This is a genomic window from Halomonas sp. AOP7-E1-9 (assembly GCF_052376035.1).
GTDB lineage: Bacteria > Pseudomonadota > Gammaproteobacteria > Pseudomonadales > Halomonadaceae > Vreelandella > Vreelandella citrativorans.
The window spans coordinates 123,310-139,862 of record NZ_JBQSVC010000004.1; the positions used below are offsets into that span (position 1 = coordinate 123,310).

The 16,553-nt window shown below is 60.0% G+C and carries 12 protein-coding genes; 9 read left to right on the forward strand and 3 right to left on the reverse strand.

Annotated features, from left to right (window positions below; all coding sequences use genetic code 11):
* Positions 1-149 precede the first annotated feature (149 nt).
* From ACT3R4_RS04095 to ACT3R4_RS04110, 4 genes are all read left to right on the forward strand, one after another.
* A complete protein-coding gene (locus ACT3R4_RS04095; RefSeq protein ID WP_441677651.1) occupies positions 150-2,051 on the forward strand; it encodes an FAD-binding monooxygenase in 1,902 nt (633 codons plus the stop codon).
* A gap of 229 nt (positions 2,052-2,280) precedes the next feature.
* A complete protein-coding gene (locus ACT3R4_RS04100; RefSeq protein WP_441677649.1) occupies positions 2,281-3,363 on the forward strand; it encodes a TRAP transporter substrate-binding protein in 1,083 nt (360 codons plus the stop codon).
* A gap of 34 nt (positions 3,364-3,397) precedes the next feature.
* Positions 3,398-3,898 (forward strand): TRAP transporter small permease, encoded by a 501-nt coding sequence (locus ACT3R4_RS04105; RefSeq protein WP_441677647.1) that lies wholly within the window; start codon positions 3,398-3,400, stop codon positions 3,896-3,898.
* Between the two features lie 2 nt (positions 3,899-3,900).
* Positions 3,901-5,217 carry a TRAP transporter large permease gene (locus tag ACT3R4_RS04110; protein ID WP_441677645.1) on the forward strand — a complete coding sequence of 439 codons (1,317 nt, stop codon included), beginning with the start codon at positions 3,901-3,903 and terminating at the stop codon, positions 5,215-5,217.
* 129 nt (positions 5,218-5,346) lie between these two features.
* On the opposite strand, the gene ACT3R4_RS04115 is transcribed toward ACT3R4_RS04110, so the two are convergent.
* On the reverse strand, positions 5,347-6,339 hold the full coding sequence (locus tag ACT3R4_RS04115) for a helix-turn-helix domain-containing protein (RefSeq protein WP_441677644.1): 993 nt from the start codon (positions 6,337-6,339) through the stop codon (positions 5,347-5,349).
* Positions 6,340-6,604: 265 nt separating this feature from the next.
* Between ACT3R4_RS04115 and ACT3R4_RS04120 the strand changes: the two genes are divergently transcribed.
* The 4 genes from ACT3R4_RS04120 (at position 6,605) to ACT3R4_RS04135 (ending at position 13,043) form a co-directional block, all read left to right on the forward strand.
* A complete protein-coding gene (locus ACT3R4_RS04120) occupies positions 6,605-8,221 on the forward strand; it encodes a GMC family oxidoreductase (RefSeq protein ID WP_441677642.1) in 1,617 nt (538 codons plus the stop codon).
* 237 nt (positions 8,222-8,458) lie between these two features.
* A complete protein-coding gene (locus ACT3R4_RS04125; RefSeq protein WP_441677640.1) occupies positions 8,459-9,874 on the forward strand; it encodes an aldehyde dehydrogenase family protein in 1,416 nt (471 codons plus the stop codon).
* A gap of 193 nt (positions 9,875-10,067) precedes the next feature.
* Positions 10,068-11,411 (forward strand): alginate export family protein, encoded by a 1,344-nt coding sequence (locus ACT3R4_RS04130; RefSeq protein WP_441677638.1) that lies wholly within the window; start codon positions 10,068-10,070, stop codon positions 11,409-11,411.
* Between the two features lie 147 nt (positions 11,412-11,558).
* The gene (locus tag ACT3R4_RS04135) at positions 11,559-13,043 is read left to right on the forward strand and encodes an aldehyde dehydrogenase family protein (RefSeq protein WP_441677637.1); all 1,485 of its coding nucleotides are present in this window, start codon (positions 11,559-11,561) and stop codon (positions 13,041-13,043) included.
* A 128-nt stretch (positions 13,044-13,171) separates the two neighbouring features.
* Here ACT3R4_RS04135 and feaR read toward each other — a convergent pair whose 3' ends face one another.
* Positions 13,172-14,116, reverse strand: a complete 945-nt coding sequence (gene feaR, locus ACT3R4_RS04140) for a transcriptional regulator FeaR (protein WP_441677635.1) — start codon at positions 14,114-14,116, stop codon at positions 13,172-13,174.
* 185 nt (positions 14,117-14,301) lie between these two features.
* Between feaR and ACT3R4_RS04145 the strand changes: the two genes are divergently transcribed.
* The gene (locus ACT3R4_RS04145; RefSeq protein ID WP_441677633.1) at positions 14,302-15,231 is read left to right on the forward strand and encodes a helix-turn-helix domain-containing protein; all 930 of its coding nucleotides are present in this window, start codon (positions 14,302-14,304) and stop codon (positions 15,229-15,231) included.
* Positions 15,232-15,238: 7 nt separating this feature from the next.
* On the opposite strand, the gene ACT3R4_RS04150 is transcribed toward ACT3R4_RS04145, so the two are convergent.
* A complete protein-coding gene (locus ACT3R4_RS04150; protein WP_441677631.1) occupies positions 15,239-16,528 on the reverse strand; it encodes an NAD(P)/FAD-dependent oxidoreductase in 1,290 nt (429 codons plus the stop codon).
* Between the last annotated feature and the right edge of the window lie 25 nt (positions 16,529-16,553).

The following is a 16,553-nucleotide window of genomic DNA, read 5'->3' on the forward strand; positions in this document are numbered from 1 at the left end:
TATGAAAAGTACAATCGAGAGGGCGTAAAACACATCCCCATTGGTCCTTGAGGTGTTCAGCATGAAAAAGGTCACGACATCCAAACGCTATCGGGCTTGCCCCCTTGATTCGACGAAGGCCCGGATGTCACCCATCAAGAGGAGCCATCATGCAATTTCATCATTACGGTTATGTATCCGGCGATCCGCGCCGACAGCCCGCCGCGGGTACAGGTGTAGACCGGCCCGAGCAACTGCCCGACGAAGTGGACGTTTTGATCGTGGGTACCGGGCCAGCCGGCATGATCATGGCCGCGCAGCTTGCCCAGTTTCCGGGTATCCGCACCCGTATCATCGAACGCCGCCCGGGCCGGCTTGAGATAGGCCACGCCGATGGCATTCAGGCGCGCAGTGTCGAAACCTTCCAGGCCTTCGGCTTTGCCGATCGCATCACCGCCGAGGCCTACCGCATCACCGAGATGGCATTCTGGAAACCCGATCCGAAACGGCCCGAGCACATCATCCGCAGCGCTCGAACCCCGGATGATCCGGAAGACATCAGCGAGTTTCCCCACTTGATCGTCAACCAGGCTCGGGTGCTCGACTATTTGGCCGAAGCCGCTCTCAATGGTCCGGCGCGCATTCGTCCTGACTTCGGCGTCGCGTTCAACGGCCTTACAATCGATGGCGACGGCGACGGCGACTACCCGGTCAGCGTCTCGTTACGCATGAATGCAGATACGGACGCGGAGCGTGAGCGCACCGTGCGCGCCCGCTACGTGGTGGGCTGCGATGGCGCGCGAAGCGCCGTGCGCAGCGCCATTGGCTGTACGCTTACCGGCGACCAAGCCAATCACGCCTGGGGAGTGATGGATGTGCTTGCCAAGACCGACTTTCCAGACATTCGCACCAAGTGCGCCATTCAGTCCCACGCCGGCGGCAGCATCCTGCTTATCCCGCGCGAGGGCGGACATCTGTTTCGCATGTACGTGGATCTGGGTGAAGTGCCAGCCGATGGCAACAGCGCGGTGAGCAAAACATCCATCGAGCAGATCATCGACAAGGCCAACGACATTCTCTCGCCCTATACGCTCGACGTTAAAAACGTCGCCTGGCACAGCGTCTATGAGGTGGGTCACCGCCTTACCGACCGCTTCGATGATGTCGAAGACCCGGCCTCCGGGCGGCTGCCGCGGGTGTTCATCACCGGCGATGCGTGCCATACCCACAGCGCCAAGGCAGGCCAGGGCATGAACGTGTCGATGCAGGACGGCTTCAATCTGGCGTGGAAGCTGGGGCATGTGCTCTGTGGTGTCGCACCGGAGCGCCTGCTTTCCACCTATTCCGCCGAGCGCCAAACGGTGGCGAAGAATCTGATCGACTTCGACAAGCAGTGGTCGGCGATGATGGCCAAGCGCCCCGAAGAGTTCGAGGACCCGGGCGAGCTGGAGGCATTCTACGCTCGTACCATCGAGTTCCCGGCAGGGTTCATGACCGAGTACACGCCGTCTCTGATCACCCACGATGCCGAACACCAGGCGCTCGCTACCGGCTTCCCCATCGGCAAGCGTTTCAAATCCGCTATGGTATCGCGGGTTTGTGACGGCAACCCGCTGCAGCTGGGCCATCAGGCCAAGGCCGATGGGCGGTGGCGCCTTTACGTGTTTGCCGACGCCGCCTCCCCCGAGAGCGATTCGAAAACTCGACGCCTTGCCGAATGGCTGGCGCACTCCCCCGACTCCCCGCTCAACGCGGCGTTGCCGGGCAGTACCTGGGTGGACTGGTTCGATGTCAAGGTGATCTATCCCAGCGCGCATCACGAGGTGGACATCACGGCCGTACCCGCGGTATTCAAGCCTGCGGTGGGTCCGTTCGGGCTGACGAATCTGGAAAACGTCTTCGCCACCTCTTCGGATGCGGATATTTTCGCCGCCCGCGATATCGGCGCTACCGGTGCGCTGGTGGTGGTGCGACCCGATCAGTATGTCGCCCAGGTGCTGCCGCTCACGGCGACCGACACCCTGGCGCGTTTTTTTAGTGCGCTATTGAAGTTGGAAAAGTGCAACAGCTGAGCGCTAAATGATCAAATGATGGATGCTGAAGCGTTCGAGTAGGTATCAAGTGCCGTGCGTTAAGGCATAAGACTAATGTATGTCTTTTTCTTAACGCCAAATTATTTATATATTAATGAATTGCAGTGAGGCGCTAATGGGCACTCCTTGCATGGGCCGATCGGGCAATCCCGCCGGATCGAACGTTCTCTTCACGTATGCCTCGAATTCAACAATAACGGAGACTGCCATGCGACATTCGTTCGCTTTTCGCCGCACCGCGCGCGCCGCGCTGGGACTTTCTACGCTCACACTGCTGGCGGCAGCGCTGCCCGCCCAGGCTGCCACGACGCTCAGAATCATGCACTTTCTGCCAGCCATGTCGAATGCCCAGCAGCAGGTGATTGAGCCCTGGTGCGAGGAGCTGGCAAGCCGATCCAAGGGTGAACTCAACTGCCAAATCTACCCGTCCATGCAGTTGGGCGGCACGCCGGCCCAGCTAGCGGACTCGGTTCGCAACGGAGTGGTGGATATTGGCTGGACCGCCCTGGGCTACTCCGCCGGGCGCTTCCCGCGCAGCGAAGCGTTGGAGCTTCCGTTCATGCTGCCCGCTGGCGGCGTCGATGCCAGCCGTATCGCCTGGCGATTCAGCCAAGAGCAGGCCGCCGACGATTTCCGTGAGTTCAAGGTGCTGGCAGTGCACAGCGACGGTGGCAGCGTTTTCCATACCCGAGAAACACCAATTTCGAACCTCGATGACATGAGCGGGCTTCGTCTGCGGGCATCGACGCGTATGGCATCGCAAATCATCGACGAGCTGGGTGCCTCGGCAGTGAGCATGCCGCCGGCGCAAATCGCCGATACCCTGGCCAAGGGCGTGATCGACGGCGCGTCAGCCTCCTGGGAAGTCGTGCCGCCAACCAAACTCAACGAAGTGACGTTCTACCACACCGGCACCGCCGACGATCAGGCCACCCCGACCGTGACGGTGCTCGCCATGCTGATGAATCAGCGAAGCTACGACCGTCTGCCTGAAGCCGCCCGCCAGGCGCTGGACGAGCTCAGCGGTGAAGTGCTTTCCGAACGCTTTGGCCGCGCCTGGGACGAAGCGATTACCCGCGCTCGTGACGACGTCGCCGCCGACGATGCCCACACCGTAATCACGCTCGACGATGAAGCCTGGCAGGCGATGGAGGAGGATACCCTGGACGTGGCGGCGCAGTGGATCGCCGATCAACAGGGCGGTATCGATCGCCAGGCGCTCGCGGCGTCGCTGACGGCGCTGGTCGAGGAAGAAGCACCGGCGCTCGAGCACAAGGCTTCGCCGCAGTAGGCGGCTCACTACGCAAGCTTCGGGGAGCGTCACGATGAAGATAGTACTGAGGAGATCGGCCATTGCTTTGGCGCTGATTGGCGGGCTCTTGCTGGTCGGTGCGATTGGCATCTCGCTGGTTTCAATGCTGGGCCGGCGTCTCTGGTCGGCGCCACTGTCGGGAGATATTGAGCTATTGCAGATGATGATCGCCGTCGCCGTGGCTTGTTTTCTGCCGCTATGTGAAATCAACGATCGCCATATTCGTGTCGATATCGTGGGAACGCTGTTTCCCGAGGGGCTGAATCGGGCACTTCTAGCAATCGCCCACTGGGCGCTGGCGCTGGTTAGCGCCCTGCTGGTCTGGCGCACGTCGCTGCTGGCACTGGATAGTCTGGCCTACAACGCTCAGAGCACCCAGCTGGGCGTTCCTCAATGGATTCCCCAGGCTGCCATGCTGCCGGGGCTCGTTATGCTAGGCGTTTGCGCACTCTATAGGGGCATTCGCAGCCTGCACCACGCAAGTGCTGACGATACCACCGAAGAGGGAATCTGATTATGGGCGGCATCGAAATAGGCGCCATTTCCCTTGGTGTACTGCTGGTAATGCTGGGCTTGCGTCTGCACGTGGGCGTGGCCATGCTGCTGGCCGGGGCAGTCTGCTATTGGCTGGTATACGACGGCGAACTGGGATCGCTGCTATTTACCCTCAACAATCTCGCCTACGCGCGATTTTCAAGCTACGACCTGGCGGTCATTCCGATCTTCGTATTGATGGGACAGTTCGCCATTCACGGCGGCCTTTCCGCATCGCTGTTTCGCGCCTGTGCCAGCTGGATTGGCCACTGGCGGGGCGGACTTGCGATGTCAGCGGCCGGCGCTTGCGCGGGGTTTGGGGCCATCTGCGGATCATCGCTGGCCACAGCCACCACCATGAGCCAGGTCGCGCTTCCGGAGCTTGAGCGCTACCACTACGGCCAGAAGCTTGCGACCGGCACCGTGGCGGCAGCGGGAACGCTGGGTATACTGATTCCACCGTCGGTGCCGCTGATCGTCTATGCAGTGCTGACCCAGGAGTCGATCGCTGCGCTGTTCATGGCGGCGATACTGCCGGGCGTGCTGGCGATGCTCGGCTACATGGTGGTCATTCGCATCATGGCCATGCGCACCATGCGCGACGTCGAGCGGGCGCCGCGCCACTCCTGGACGCAGCGGCTGAAAAGCCTGCGCGATATCGCGCCGATACTGGTGATCTTCATCGTGGTCATCGTCGGGCTTTACGGCGGTTGGGCCAACCTCACCGAAGCAGCCTCCATCGGCGCGGCGGCCTGCGGAATCTACGCGGTCGTGCGCGGGGGAATGCGCCTGTCCGGGTTCTATAAGAGTCTGATTGGTACGGCCGAGGCCTCGGCCATGATCTATCTGGTCGTGATCGGCGCCGATCTACTCAACAGCGGCCTGGCCCTTGGCCAGCTCCCTACCACTCTGGCGGAGTGGGTGCTGGGCAGCGGCTTTGCACCGCTTGCCGTGCTGGCGCTGATTCTGGTGATGTATCTGCTGCTGGGTTGCGTCATGGACTCGCTGTCGATGATTCTGCTCACCATTCCCATTTTCTACCCGGTGATCATGGGGCTCGAGCTGTTCGGGCTGAGCGGGGCGGAGAAGTCTATCTGGTTTGGCATCGTGGCACTCATGGTGGTCGAGATAGGTTTGATCACGCCCCCCATGGGTATGAATCTGTTCATCGTGCAGAAGTACAGCAAAAGCGCCACGCTCTCGACGGTCAGCCGCGGCATTCTGCCCTTCATCGGTGCCGATGTGATCCGTATCGTTTTGGTGGTCTTCATTCCGGCGCTCTCGCTGGTCTGGCTCTAGTGCCGCTTTTAAAGAGCATCTCTCGTTGCCGACCTCCGGGTCGGCTTTTTTCGTTAGTTTTTCGCTTTTTTACTTCACCGCCATCGCCTGGGCCAAGTAACAGCGGCGTACACCGGGTATTTTGAGTTTTCAGTGGCGGGAGGATTCAGCCGTCGGGTGGCCGGCCTTGCCCTGAAGCGCGCTGCGGGTTTGCTGAGGGGTTTCGCCGTAATACGCCTTATAGCGTCGGCTGAAGTGCGCTGCGTCGTTGAACCCGCACTCGAAGGCAATCTCGCTGATGCTGCGATTGACCTGATGACGGCTATGCAGCGTTTTTCGGCACTGGGCCAGACGCTGCTGCCAGATGTAGTTTTGTACGCTCACTCCTTGGGTGGCAAAAAGGCGATAAAGCGTGCGTCTCGAGGTATTGAGCGTCCGAGCCAGGCCGTCGGCGGTCAGCTCGTCTTGAAGATGTTGTAGAACATGGCGTTCGACCTGACGCCAGAGCGCTGGCTGGTTGTCGCTGGCGTACAGGCGCCCCACCAGCGTACCTAGCTGTTCAAGCAGCTTCAGTGCGCATTCAAGGCGGGCACTTTGGCCATGGGTAGCTTGCAACAGCGGTTCAAGGGAGCCGAACAGTCGCTTGCAGTCAGCCGCCATATGCGTATCGCGGCCCAGATAAAGCAGTTCATCACGCGGCCAGGCACTCAGATGCTGGTGTGCCAACTCACCAGGGAGGTCGACGATCAGCATTTCCATATCGCCGGCGAATCCATGGCCATAGGGTATGCGAGTATCGTAAATGACAATATCCCCCGGCGCGTGTTGGGCGCAGCGAGTGCCTTGGTAGGAGAAGCCGTGGCCCGACAGCATGAAGCATATAAAGACCGAATGGCGACCGTCCTTGGCGATGTTGGCCAGGCTTCGCTGGACGGAGTGTCGTCTGGCGCGTATCTGATTCAAGCGCACCAGCTCCAGATTCGTATGACGAAGCGATGCCTCGATGGGATGGTCGGCATCGTCTGGAAAGTCGACATCAATGATGCATTCGTTGACACACTCGCGCCAAAATTGATGGCGTTCAGCAAGGGATCGTTGACTCGTCGACAGCCAGCCGCCCTCCGAGGCTACGGCACTCTTCAAAAGGCCTCCTCACCCACCGGGGTATCGTCGCTGATGGTAAACATGAAAGATACCGGCCGCTTGGTTGATAATATATTAATAATTAGCCGTAGTGCGCGTTTTCGTCATCACTCTGACAGGGGTATACGTCAATAGTCGTAAGTGAACTGTTGAGTCAAGTATCTGGCACGCTGAATCAAGCAGCTCTCCGTTGAGCTCGATAACGTAACTCCCAAAGAACTGCCTGTTTAAGATTATTTATTATAAACAAATGGATATGCTGGTTATGACTCAACCTGACTACATTGTTGTTGGCGGCGGCTCTTCAGGCTGTGTAATAGCGCACCGGCTGACCCAAGCGGGCAAGAAGGTGCTGCTGCTCGAAGACGGGCCGCCGGATGACTCTTTGTTCGTTCATATGCCCGCCACCTTCGTCAAGGTACTGGGAACCAAGCGCACGGTGACCTACGAAAGCGACCCCCAGCCCGGAGTTAACGGGCGTATCTCCTACGTGCCCCAAGGACGCACACTCGGAGGGGGAAGCTCGGTCAACGCGATGATCTACATTCGCGGTCAGGCCAAGGATTACGATGACTGGGAAGCGCAAGGTTGCACCGGATGGGGGTGGCGGGATGTCCTACCGGCCTTTCGTCGTGCCGAAAACCATATGCGCCTGGGCGGCAAGTATCACGGCAACGCAGGACCTTTACGCGTCAGCGATACGCGCCACCGCCACCCGCTCAGTCTCGCCTTCGTCAAGGCTGCACAGCAGCGCGGTTTGGACTACAACGACGATTTCAACGGCCAAGATCAAACCGGCGTCGGCTTCTATCACACCACCACCTTCGACGGGCAGCGCGGCAGTACCGCCGCGACTTATCTGGCGGCGGTCAGGGATAACCCCAATCTCGAGATCCAGACTGGCTGCTACGTGCATAAGCTGCTATTCGACGAAGACAAGCGGGTAACCGGCGTTGAATATCGCAATAGCAAAGGCGCCTTGGAGCGCGTCAGCGTAAACGAAGAGGTCATTCTGTGCGCCGGAGCGCTGGCCACGCCCAAGATTCTGATGCTTTCCGGAATCGGCCCCAAGGACGAGCTAAGCAGGCATGGCATCGAGCCAGTTGCCGTAAGCACTCAGGTAGGCGAGAACTTTCAGGATCATCTCGAGGTGGGCGTATATGGCCGGACGAAAGCCCCCATCAGCCTGTTTGGGCAGGACAAGGGGCTGAAAGCGCTCAAACACGGCATTCAGTGGAAACTTTTCCGCACCGGCCTTTTAAGCTCCAACGTGGTGGAGTCGGGCTGTTTTGTGGATACCGCCGGCGAAGGCCGCCCGGATATCCAGTTCCATGTGGTGCCCACCCTGATGGGAGATGTGGATCGCGAGCCCCTTGAGGGCCACGGCATTACCTTGAGCCCGTGCTTCCTGCGGCCTCGTTCGCGCGGGTCGGTGCGGCTTAGAAGCGCCATTGCCGAGGACAAGATGCTGTTCGACAGCGGGGCGCTCTCCGCCCAGGAAGACGTCGATGCCATGGTGCGCGGGGTTCGTCTGGCGCGAGAGATACTGCGTGCTCCTGCCCTTGCCGAGCTGATCGACCACGAGCTTTTGCCCTCCGCCGAGAAGGAAATTTCCGACGAAGCGCTTGAGGCCCACGTTCGAACCCACGCCAAGACGGTGTATCATCCCGCAGGCACCTGCCGCATGGGCTCGGATGCTGAGGCCGTCGTTTCGCCGCGGCTCGAGGTGAACGGTATCAAGGGTGTACGCGTGGCAGACGCGTCGGTCATGCCTACGCTGATCTCGGGTAACACCAACGCGCCGGTCATTATGATCGCTGAGCGATGTGCCGAGTTCGTTCTGAAAAGTGCCAAGGTCAGGGGCCGCTCCGAGGAGAGCTAAGGAAGATCCATATCTATGAAAACAGGCTGCAGGTACTGTTGATCTGCTTCGGGTTCATCTTTTCTGATCGCATGGGGCTGTCGTTTCTGTTTCTGTTTATATGCGAAGAACTCGACCTGAATAATTCCCAGCTCGGGCAGCGAAAAACCACACGATATAACCTCTTGCATTGATCGCGAGCATTCATCACGAACTGGTAGGCACGCAAGACGTGCCGACCTCGCCCTGGAGATAGTCATGGAAAAGCATATTTGCCAATTACTGATCGATGGCCAGACAGTGGCCGGTGAGGGAGCGCCTTTCGAGGTCATCAACCCAGCCGACGAAAGCGTGATAGGGGAGGGGCAGCAGGCCTCAACAGGACAGCTGGATAAGGCGGTTGATGCCGCACGCAAGGCGTTTGCAAACTGGCGTGAAACGTCGGAGAGTGCGCGTTGTACGCTGATGCACACCATCGCCGACCGTCTGGAAACCCACGCCGACGAGCTTGCGCGCATCATCGTTTTGGAGCAGGGCAAGCCGCTGGTGGTGGCTAAAGGCGAATTGCAGGGCGCCGTTGCCTGGACACGCTACAACGCCGACGTCAAGATCCCCGTCAAGGTCTTCGAGGATAACGAGCAAAAGCGGATCGAAGGGCACCGCAAGCCGCTGGGCGTGGTGGCCTCGATCACTCCTTGGAACTGGCCGCTGATGATCGCGATCTGGCACATCATGCCGGCGCTGCGTACCGGCAACACGGTGGTATGCAAGCCCTCGGGGCTGACGCCGCTGAACACGCTGCGGCTGGTCGAGATCATCAACGAGGTGCTGCCCGCGGGTGTCGTCAACATGGTGACCGGCGAGCGCGAGATCGGTGAAGCCATCAGCCGTCACAAGGGCATCGACAAGGTGATCTTCACCGGCTCGACACCGACCGGGCAAAACATCATGGCCAACGCGGCCAGTAACCTGAAGCGTTTGACGCTGGAGCTGGGCGGCAACGACGCAGGGATCGTGCTGCCGGATGCCGATATCGACGCCATTGCCGAAGCAATATTCAATACCGCTTTCGTCAATATGGGCCAGACCTGCGCGGCGCTGAAACGGCTGTACGTGCACGAAGATCTCTACGAGGCACTCTGCGACAAACTAGCCGAGCTGGCCCAGGCGCAGCGGGTGGGCGACGGCCTGGTCGAAGGCACCACCTTTGGACCCGTTCAGAACGCTCAACAGTTCAAGCTGATCGTCGACCTGGTCGAGGATGCCAAAGCTCGCGGCGGACGTGTGCTCAGCGGGGGAGCCCGCGTTTTCGACAAAGGCTACTTCTACCCCCCAACCATCGTGGCAGACGTCAGTAATGGCGTTCGTCTGGTCGATGAAGAGCAGTTCGGCCCGGTGCTGCCGGTCATTCGTTATCGCGATATCGACGAGGCGTTGGCCATGGCCAACGACTGCTCCTTTGGCCTGGGCGGCTCGGTATGGAGCGGCGACCCCGACGCGGCGAAAAGTGTCGCAACGCGGCTCGAATGCGGCACCGTATGGATCAACAATCACGCCGAGGTACTCCCCCACGCGCCCTTTGGTGGCTGCAAGCTCTCTGGTGTCGGTGTCGAGTTCGGCGTCGAAGGGCTTCTGGAATACACGCAGCTCCAGGTGATCAGCATGCCGAAATGACCCACGCAGCTGTCGGCACATGGCGTCTCCAGCCTCTACCGGTTTGCAAGCGTTGAGGCAGCGCGAGGCAGATTTTCGTCAACGGCAGACAAGAATGACAGCCCCCGGCTCGTTAGCCTGTCAGTCAGCGGCCCCATCTATGGACGCTGCTTTCTCATAACAACAAGCATCGCACGAATGGGATCACTGACTTATGACTAACTCACGCGACAACTCCCTGCTGCCCAAGCTTGCTTTTGGCTCGGTCATCACACTCTCGATGTGCGCCAGCGCCTCGGCACTTGAGCTTCATAGTACCGATCAGACCACGATCAACCTGAACGTCACGGGCGTGGCCGGGGCATTTCATAGCCAGAAGGGCTACGCCCAGTCGGAAACGGCCGAACCCGGCGGCCGAGACTGGCAGGAGGGCTTTCTTAAGTACGGGCTCGATGTCACCCATACGCCCTCGCCTTCGGCCGGTTCGCTTTACGCCAATGTGGCCTGGACGTCCAGCGGCACCTGGGGCCAGGGCGATGCTGCCGGGTTCACCACCGGCGACGAGCGCCGCACGCATATAGAGAATCTTTCCGTCGGTTGGAAATCCGGCAACCTAGTGCCCGCCCTCGGCCAGGACGGCATTGATATCTCTGTGGGCCGTCAATACATTCAAACGGGGGACGGTTTTCTAATTTCAGGCGACTCGCTCAACTTCGGCGAAGGCGTGCTGGGAGGTGAACTCAACCGTGGCGGTGGCTACTATCTGGCAGCGCGGCAATCCTTCAAGAACACCGCGGTGGTGAGCGTCGGCGGCGATCAGGGCTGGCGGGGCGACCTAATGTGGCTGGAATCCGACAATCGGGCCCAGGCCAAGCCTGAAATGGCGGTGGGAACCCTTGAACACGTGAGCGATGAGGCCACGCTTGGTGCGACCTATCTCAACGTCCTCAGTACCGACAGCGATTACGCTTTTCTCTACCCTGACCGAGACGATACCCAAGTCTATACTCTCTACGGTCACGGCAACGCGGGCGTAGAGAAGCTGTTCCTGTCGGGTCAGTACGCTTGGCAGGAAAAGGGTAACAATGCCGATGAAAACGCCTGGTATGTGGAAGCAGGTTGGACCTTTGACCAGGTTCCGGGTTCTCCCTACGCAAGCTACCGTTTCAGCCGCTTCTCCGACGGCTATGACCCGCTGTTTTATGGCAATGGCCGAGCACTCGGTACCTGGTTCCAGGGTGAAGTGGCGGCCAACTACGCAGGCCCCTTCGCGTCCAACGCGCGCATCCATCAGGTGTCATTGTCGTTCGATCCCACCGAGCGGCTTAACCTCGGCATGCTGATGTATCGCTTCGATACCCTCGATACCGAGCAGGGGCCGAACCTTGATGGCAACGAGATTGATCTTTACGCCACCTGGGCGATCAACGATCACTGGTGGGTCATGCCATTGGTAGGTCGTTACGCCCCAGATAAATCGGCGTCGAACGGCGGCACGCAGCTCGGCGATAGTGGGACCAACTACTACACCCAGCTGCTGGTCGGATTTAATTTCTAGTCATCGGCAGGCAGCGTCATGCACATGGCAAAGACGAGCAAGCTGTTAGTGGCATAGCGCATTAGCCTGCTGAGCAGGTCACCTTTTTATATCGAGTGATATGCCGATGGCGTTTCATTCGACACTTGAATGCGCAGGAGATTGTTTATGAGCCAGAACACCACAGAACAGGTCATACAGGACTTTTTCAAACGGGCAAAGGGCTCGTTTATCGACGGTAGCTTTGTAAACGAAGGCAATCCCTTCGACGTGATTGACCCCTCGAATGGTCAACCCTTGACCACCCTGGCCGCAGGCGATGCCGCCTTGGTAGACCGCGCAGTGGCACTCACCAAAGAGAGCTTCGAAGACGGCCGCTGGAGTGGTTTGACGCCGGCTGCACGCGAACGAATTCTGCTGCGCTTTGCCGATCTGGTTGAGGCTCACGGCGAAGAGCTGGCCCAGCTCGAAACCCTCAATCAGGGTAAATCAATTAACCTATCCCGCGGGGTTGATGTCGGCTTCTCAATTGATTTCATTCGCTACATGGCCGGCTGGACCACCAAACTCGAAGGCAGCACCCGTGAGGTTTCCATCGGCATGCCGGAAGGCGCGAAGTTCAATGCCTACACCCTGCGCCAACCGCTGGGCGTGGTGGCGGCCATCGTGCCGTGGAACTTCCCGATGATGATTGCGCTGTGGAAGCTGGTGCCGGCGCTGGCCGCAGGCTGCACAGTGGTATTGAAGCCCGCCTCGGAAACGCCTTTGACCGTGCTGCGTCTGGCGGAGCTGGCGCTGGAAGCCGGCGTGCCGCAGGGCGTGTTCAACGTGGTGCTGGGTTCGGGCTCGGTGGTCGGCACGCGCCTGGCCGAGCATCCGGACGTCAAGAAGGTCACCTTCACCGGCAGCACCGCGGTCGGCAAGCAGGTCGGCCACGCCGCCGTGGAGCACATGGCGCACTTTTCGCTGGAGCTGGGCGGCAAGAACCCGATGCTGGTGCTTGAAGATGCCGATGTCGACAAGGCGGTCAACGGCGCGCTGATGGGCGGGCTATTTAACCAGGGCCAAGTGTGCGCGGCGGCCTCACGCTTCTACGTGCACCGCAGCATTCACGACGCCTTCTGCGAGCGGCTGGCCCAAGCCGTCGACACCATGCAAGCTGGCCCCGGCATGGACCCGCAGGCGCAGGTCAATCCGCTGGTTTCCAAGCGACAGCAGGACAGCGTGCGCGGCTATCTCGACCGGGCGCGCGAGCAGGGTGCCAAAATCCATGTGGGCAACGACGTGCCCACGGAAGGCTTCTACGTGTCGCCCGCCATCATCAGCGGCGCCGATCACGGCATGGAAGTCGCGCGCGAAGAGGTCTTCGGGCCCGTGCTGACCGTGATTCCCTTTGATGACGAGGAAGAAGCGCTGCGGATGGTCAACGACAGTGACCTGGGACTGGCGGCCAGCCTCTGGACCAACAGCCTGTCCAAAGCCATGGCACTGACGCCACGGATCGAGGCCGGCACCGTTTGGGTCAACACTCACGTCACCCTCGACCCGGCCATGCCGTTCGGCGGATTCAAGATGTCCGGTATCGGCAAAGAGTTTGGCCCAGAAGCGGTCAATGCCTACACCGAGCTCAAGTCTGTCTGTATCGCCTACTAGCGCGAATGCCTTCCAGGAAGGCGCGATTCATGACGGCCACTTTTGTAAAGGTGGCCGTCATTGAAGGGACGCATCATCTGCATGGTTAGCCTTAGCTAGAGGGACAATTAGCCTAAAAGGACAATACGTTAAGCGGCGTACTCAAGATGTGCTCGGCGGTACTCCCGAGGCGAACTTGCAAACTCACGCTTGAAGGAACGGCTGAAGTGCGCCGAATCGATAAACCCCCATTTATAGGCAATCTGGGTGATTGAGCGTTTAACCAGCATGGGGCTTGCCAGCTCCTCGGCGCAGCGAGCCAGACGACGACGCTGAACGTAGCGACATACTGTTTCATTATGCTGCTCAAACAGCCGATAGAGCTGGCGAACCGACATGTGAAAAACCACCGCCAGACGCTCTGGGCCAATATCGTCTTCATGAAGATGCTGATCGATGAACTGCTGCACGCAGTTGAACAGCGTACCATCGGCCTGCTCCATGAACGACGGCGACAGTGCCTGATGCTGGTAGATCGCCGGCAGCAGCGCCACCAGTGAATCAGCCACCCCCTGCTCCCTCACGTCGACCGATGCCAGCGGCTCGGTCACCATGCGATTGACCACCAGCTGCAGAATCTGACTGCTGGCGCAGTCTGCTGTGATTTTCATGAAAGGCAGCGAGACATCACCGAAGCGACTTGCCACCTCACTGCGTGACAGGTGGAGCGAATCATGCTCAATCAAGCCATGCGGGATGACGTCGCAGGCTTTGACGGAATCCATTAGCGCCATCTCGCCCGGCCGCAGTGTGATTGACACCTCATCTTGCACCAACGTGGCGCGCCCCTGTTTTTGCACGACCAAGAAGCAGTGGCGCTCTTCATCGCATCGCTGGGCGCGACGACTGGTCACTTTCTCGGCATCCGTAACGATATTGGCAATGTCGATACCGCCGTTGGTGCGAGTCGATATGTAGCCTTGAAAAGTACGCCGATCCCGAGGGGTGGAGTCGAAATTTCCGCAGGTCTGTCGCAGAGCACCAAGCCAGACATCGAACGGCATGAACGTTGCACTTGCATTCGTGGATAGCATTGGGTCACCATTTCATTAATATTTTAATGGTTTAACTCACTCTAGATAAAAACACGTCCTGGCACCACCATCCTTTGGTCCTGTATGCCGCCGGATGAGACAGCCGCTGCCGCTCGTACGGCAACAGATAACTAATCACACGTTGCCTACCAAAAGCGCATGGACACGCTCCGAGGAGTCTCTTCATGACAATTACAACGCATCACTGCCTGGATGCCGCCGAGCACGCTCAGCGCCTGCAGGGCTGGCAGCAGGAATCCAGCCAGATCGTATCGGGCATTTTTTCGGGCGATATCGTGGATATCGCAAGCGAGGAAGTACGGCTTTTTCGTGAAAGCGCCAACCTGGGACTTTCGCAGCGAATGCATTTTCCCGACTCACAATGGCACCTGGTCACACCGATACGATGGCCAAGCGAGACTCTCTACAAGCCCGACACCATAACGGCCCTTCCGCGCTGCGAACAGTTCTGGAGCATTACGCCTTCCAACTACGACCTGCTGGTGATCTCCATCGACCGGCGCCATCATGAGTGGCTCGGCCGCGACGACCACCGACTGCGGCGGCTCGATGTAGCCCCCGAACGGGTCGCGCAGGCGCGTAAACTCTGGCAGCGAATGACCGACTACCTGCGTCAACGCTCTCACCAGGAGCCGATGCCCGCCGCGTTACAGCGATCTCTCCTGCGCCAGATCGAAGAGAGTGTCGAGCTACTGCTTGACGATGTCGAGCTGGCTTGTAACGCCGATGCAAGCAACTACCGAACCCGACGCTATATTGTTGACCGCTGCCATGAGCTGATGCGTGGCCAGCCCGAGAATCCGCCCTCGCTGATGACGCTGTGCCATCAGTTAAGGATTTCACGGCGCACGCTTCAGTACAGCTTTCAAGCCGAGATCGGTCAGTCACCCGTAACCTACTTACGCGCCCTGCGCCTCAACGCCGTACGCCGCAGCCTGTGGCAAAACCCTTCGCAGCAACTAGCCGATGCCGCCGCTAGCCAGGGCTTTTTTCATCAGAGCTACTTTTGTCGCGAATACCGCCGCCTGTTCCAAGAACTGCCCTCCGCCACTCGCGCTCGCGCCCTGAAGACCCCGCCCCTATCAGTAGTGTAAGCGCGGTTTAGAACCGGCCGAATCGATAGGGTGTCGGCCTGATGATCGGCGTCTCGTTCATGACCAGATCAGCCGCCAGTTGGCCGGCTGCCGGCGAGGTTCCAAAGCCGTGTCCCGAGAAGCCGGTCGCCAGCGTCAGCCCCGGCACGCCGGGCACGGCATCGATCACCGGGTTGGAGTCCGGCGTGACATCGAACATTCCCGCCCAGGACTGCTCTACAGTGGCGTTTTCAAACGCTGGCCAGGCAGCGGCCAGGTTGCGCAGGGCGTCTCTGTTGAATTGCTCGTTGACCGGCGGGTCCATGGTACGCACGCGCTCGAAGGGCGAGCGGCCCTGCGCCCAGCGCCTGGAGAGCGCAAGATCCCGCCAGAAGTGCTTGCCCAGCGACATCTTCAAAAGCCCCCACTGCGAGCGCAGCGAACTCAGGTATTTCGAGCCGACCAGCAGGTGATCGAACGTCAGCGGGGCATCGAGCGCACCGCGCTGGGTCACGATGAAGCCGCCATCCCTGTGCTTTCGAAAGGAGAAGTCCGGTCCGCCCACGGCGCTGTCGGTCGGGCCTTCCATGGGGCCGGTGCGAAGCACCGACAGGACCAACGGTAACGTCGGAAGCGAAATGCCGATGTTGCCCAGAAAACGGCGTGACCACAAACCGCCGGCCAGCAGCACCTGATCACAGCTGATCTCTCCGCGCTCGGTCACCACGCCGCTGGCCCGGCCGCCGGTGCGAACGATGTTGCGCACCGCGCAGTGCTCAACGATTACCGCGCCGCGGGCGATGGCAGCCCGGGCGATGGCGCTGGAGGCCAGCGTCGGCTCGGCATAGCCATCCGAGGAGGTGAGAATACCGCCGGCCCACTGGCCGCGGCCGCCGGGGGCATAGTTATCAATATCGCGAGTACTCATGAGTTTCGAGTCCAGCGATAGGTCTGATACCGACTTGAGCCAGCCCTCGTGCACGGCGAGCTGTTCGGGCGTACGCGATAAAAACATGATGCCGGAGGGGCGATAGCCAACCTCGCTGCCGGTCCGCTCGGCCATGTTGGCCCACAGCCGGTCGGCGGCCAGCGCCAGTGGCACATCCTCGCCGTGGCGGCTGGTCTTGCGAATCCAGCCCAGATTGCGGGAGGACTGCTCCCCGGCCAGGCGACCCTTTTCCAGCACGACGACCGGCACGCCGCGTTCGGCAAGGGTCAGTGCGGCAGTCAGGCCGATGATGCCGCCCCCGATGATAACCACGGTGGTCGAGGCGGGAAAGTCTCTGGAGGTGTCAACGGATGCGATGGTCGGTGCCATGAAAGTGTCCTGATCGGTGGGCCAG

What these genes read in the sequence shown, in the direction of transcription:
- ACT3R4_RS04110 (WP_441677645.1), top strand. Translation starts at nt 3,901, where the DNA reads ATGGGCGGCATCGAAATAGGCGCCATTTCCCTTGGTGTACTGCTGGTA.
- feaR (WP_441677635.1), bottom strand. Translation starts at nt 14,116, where the DNA reads ATGCTATCCACGAATGCAAGTGCAACGTTCATGCCGTTCGATGTCTGG.
- ACT3R4_RS04095 (WP_441677651.1), top strand. Translation starts at nt 150, where the DNA reads ATGCAATTTCATCATTACGGTTATGTATCCGGCGATCCGCGCCGACAG.
- ACT3R4_RS04145 (WP_441677633.1), top strand. Translation starts at nt 14,302, where the DNA reads ATGACAATTACAACGCATCACTGCCTGGATGCCGCCGAGCACGCTCAG.
- ACT3R4_RS04135 (WP_441677637.1), top strand. Translation starts at nt 11,559, where the DNA reads ATGAGCCAGAACACCACAGAACAGGTCATACAGGACTTTTTCAAACGG.
- ACT3R4_RS04125 (WP_441677640.1), top strand. Translation starts at nt 8,459, where the DNA reads ATGGAAAAGCATATTTGCCAATTACTGATCGATGGCCAGACAGTGGCC.
- ACT3R4_RS04130 (WP_441677638.1), top strand. Translation starts at nt 10,068, where the DNA reads ATGACTAACTCACGCGACAACTCCCTGCTGCCCAAGCTTGCTTTTGGC.
- ACT3R4_RS04100 (WP_441677649.1), top strand. Translation starts at nt 2,281, where the DNA reads ATGCGACATTCGTTCGCTTTTCGCCGCACCGCGCGCGCCGCGCTGGGA.
- ACT3R4_RS04150 (WP_441677631.1), bottom strand. Translation starts at nt 16,528, where the DNA reads ATGGCACCGACCATCGCATCCGTTGACACCTCCAGAGACTTTCCCGCC.
- ACT3R4_RS04105 (WP_441677647.1), top strand. Translation starts at nt 3,398, where the DNA reads ATGAAGATAGTACTGAGGAGATCGGCCATTGCTTTGGCGCTGATTGGC.
- ACT3R4_RS04120 (WP_441677642.1), top strand. Translation starts at nt 6,605, where the DNA reads ATGACTCAACCTGACTACATTGTTGTTGGCGGCGGCTCTTCAGGCTGT.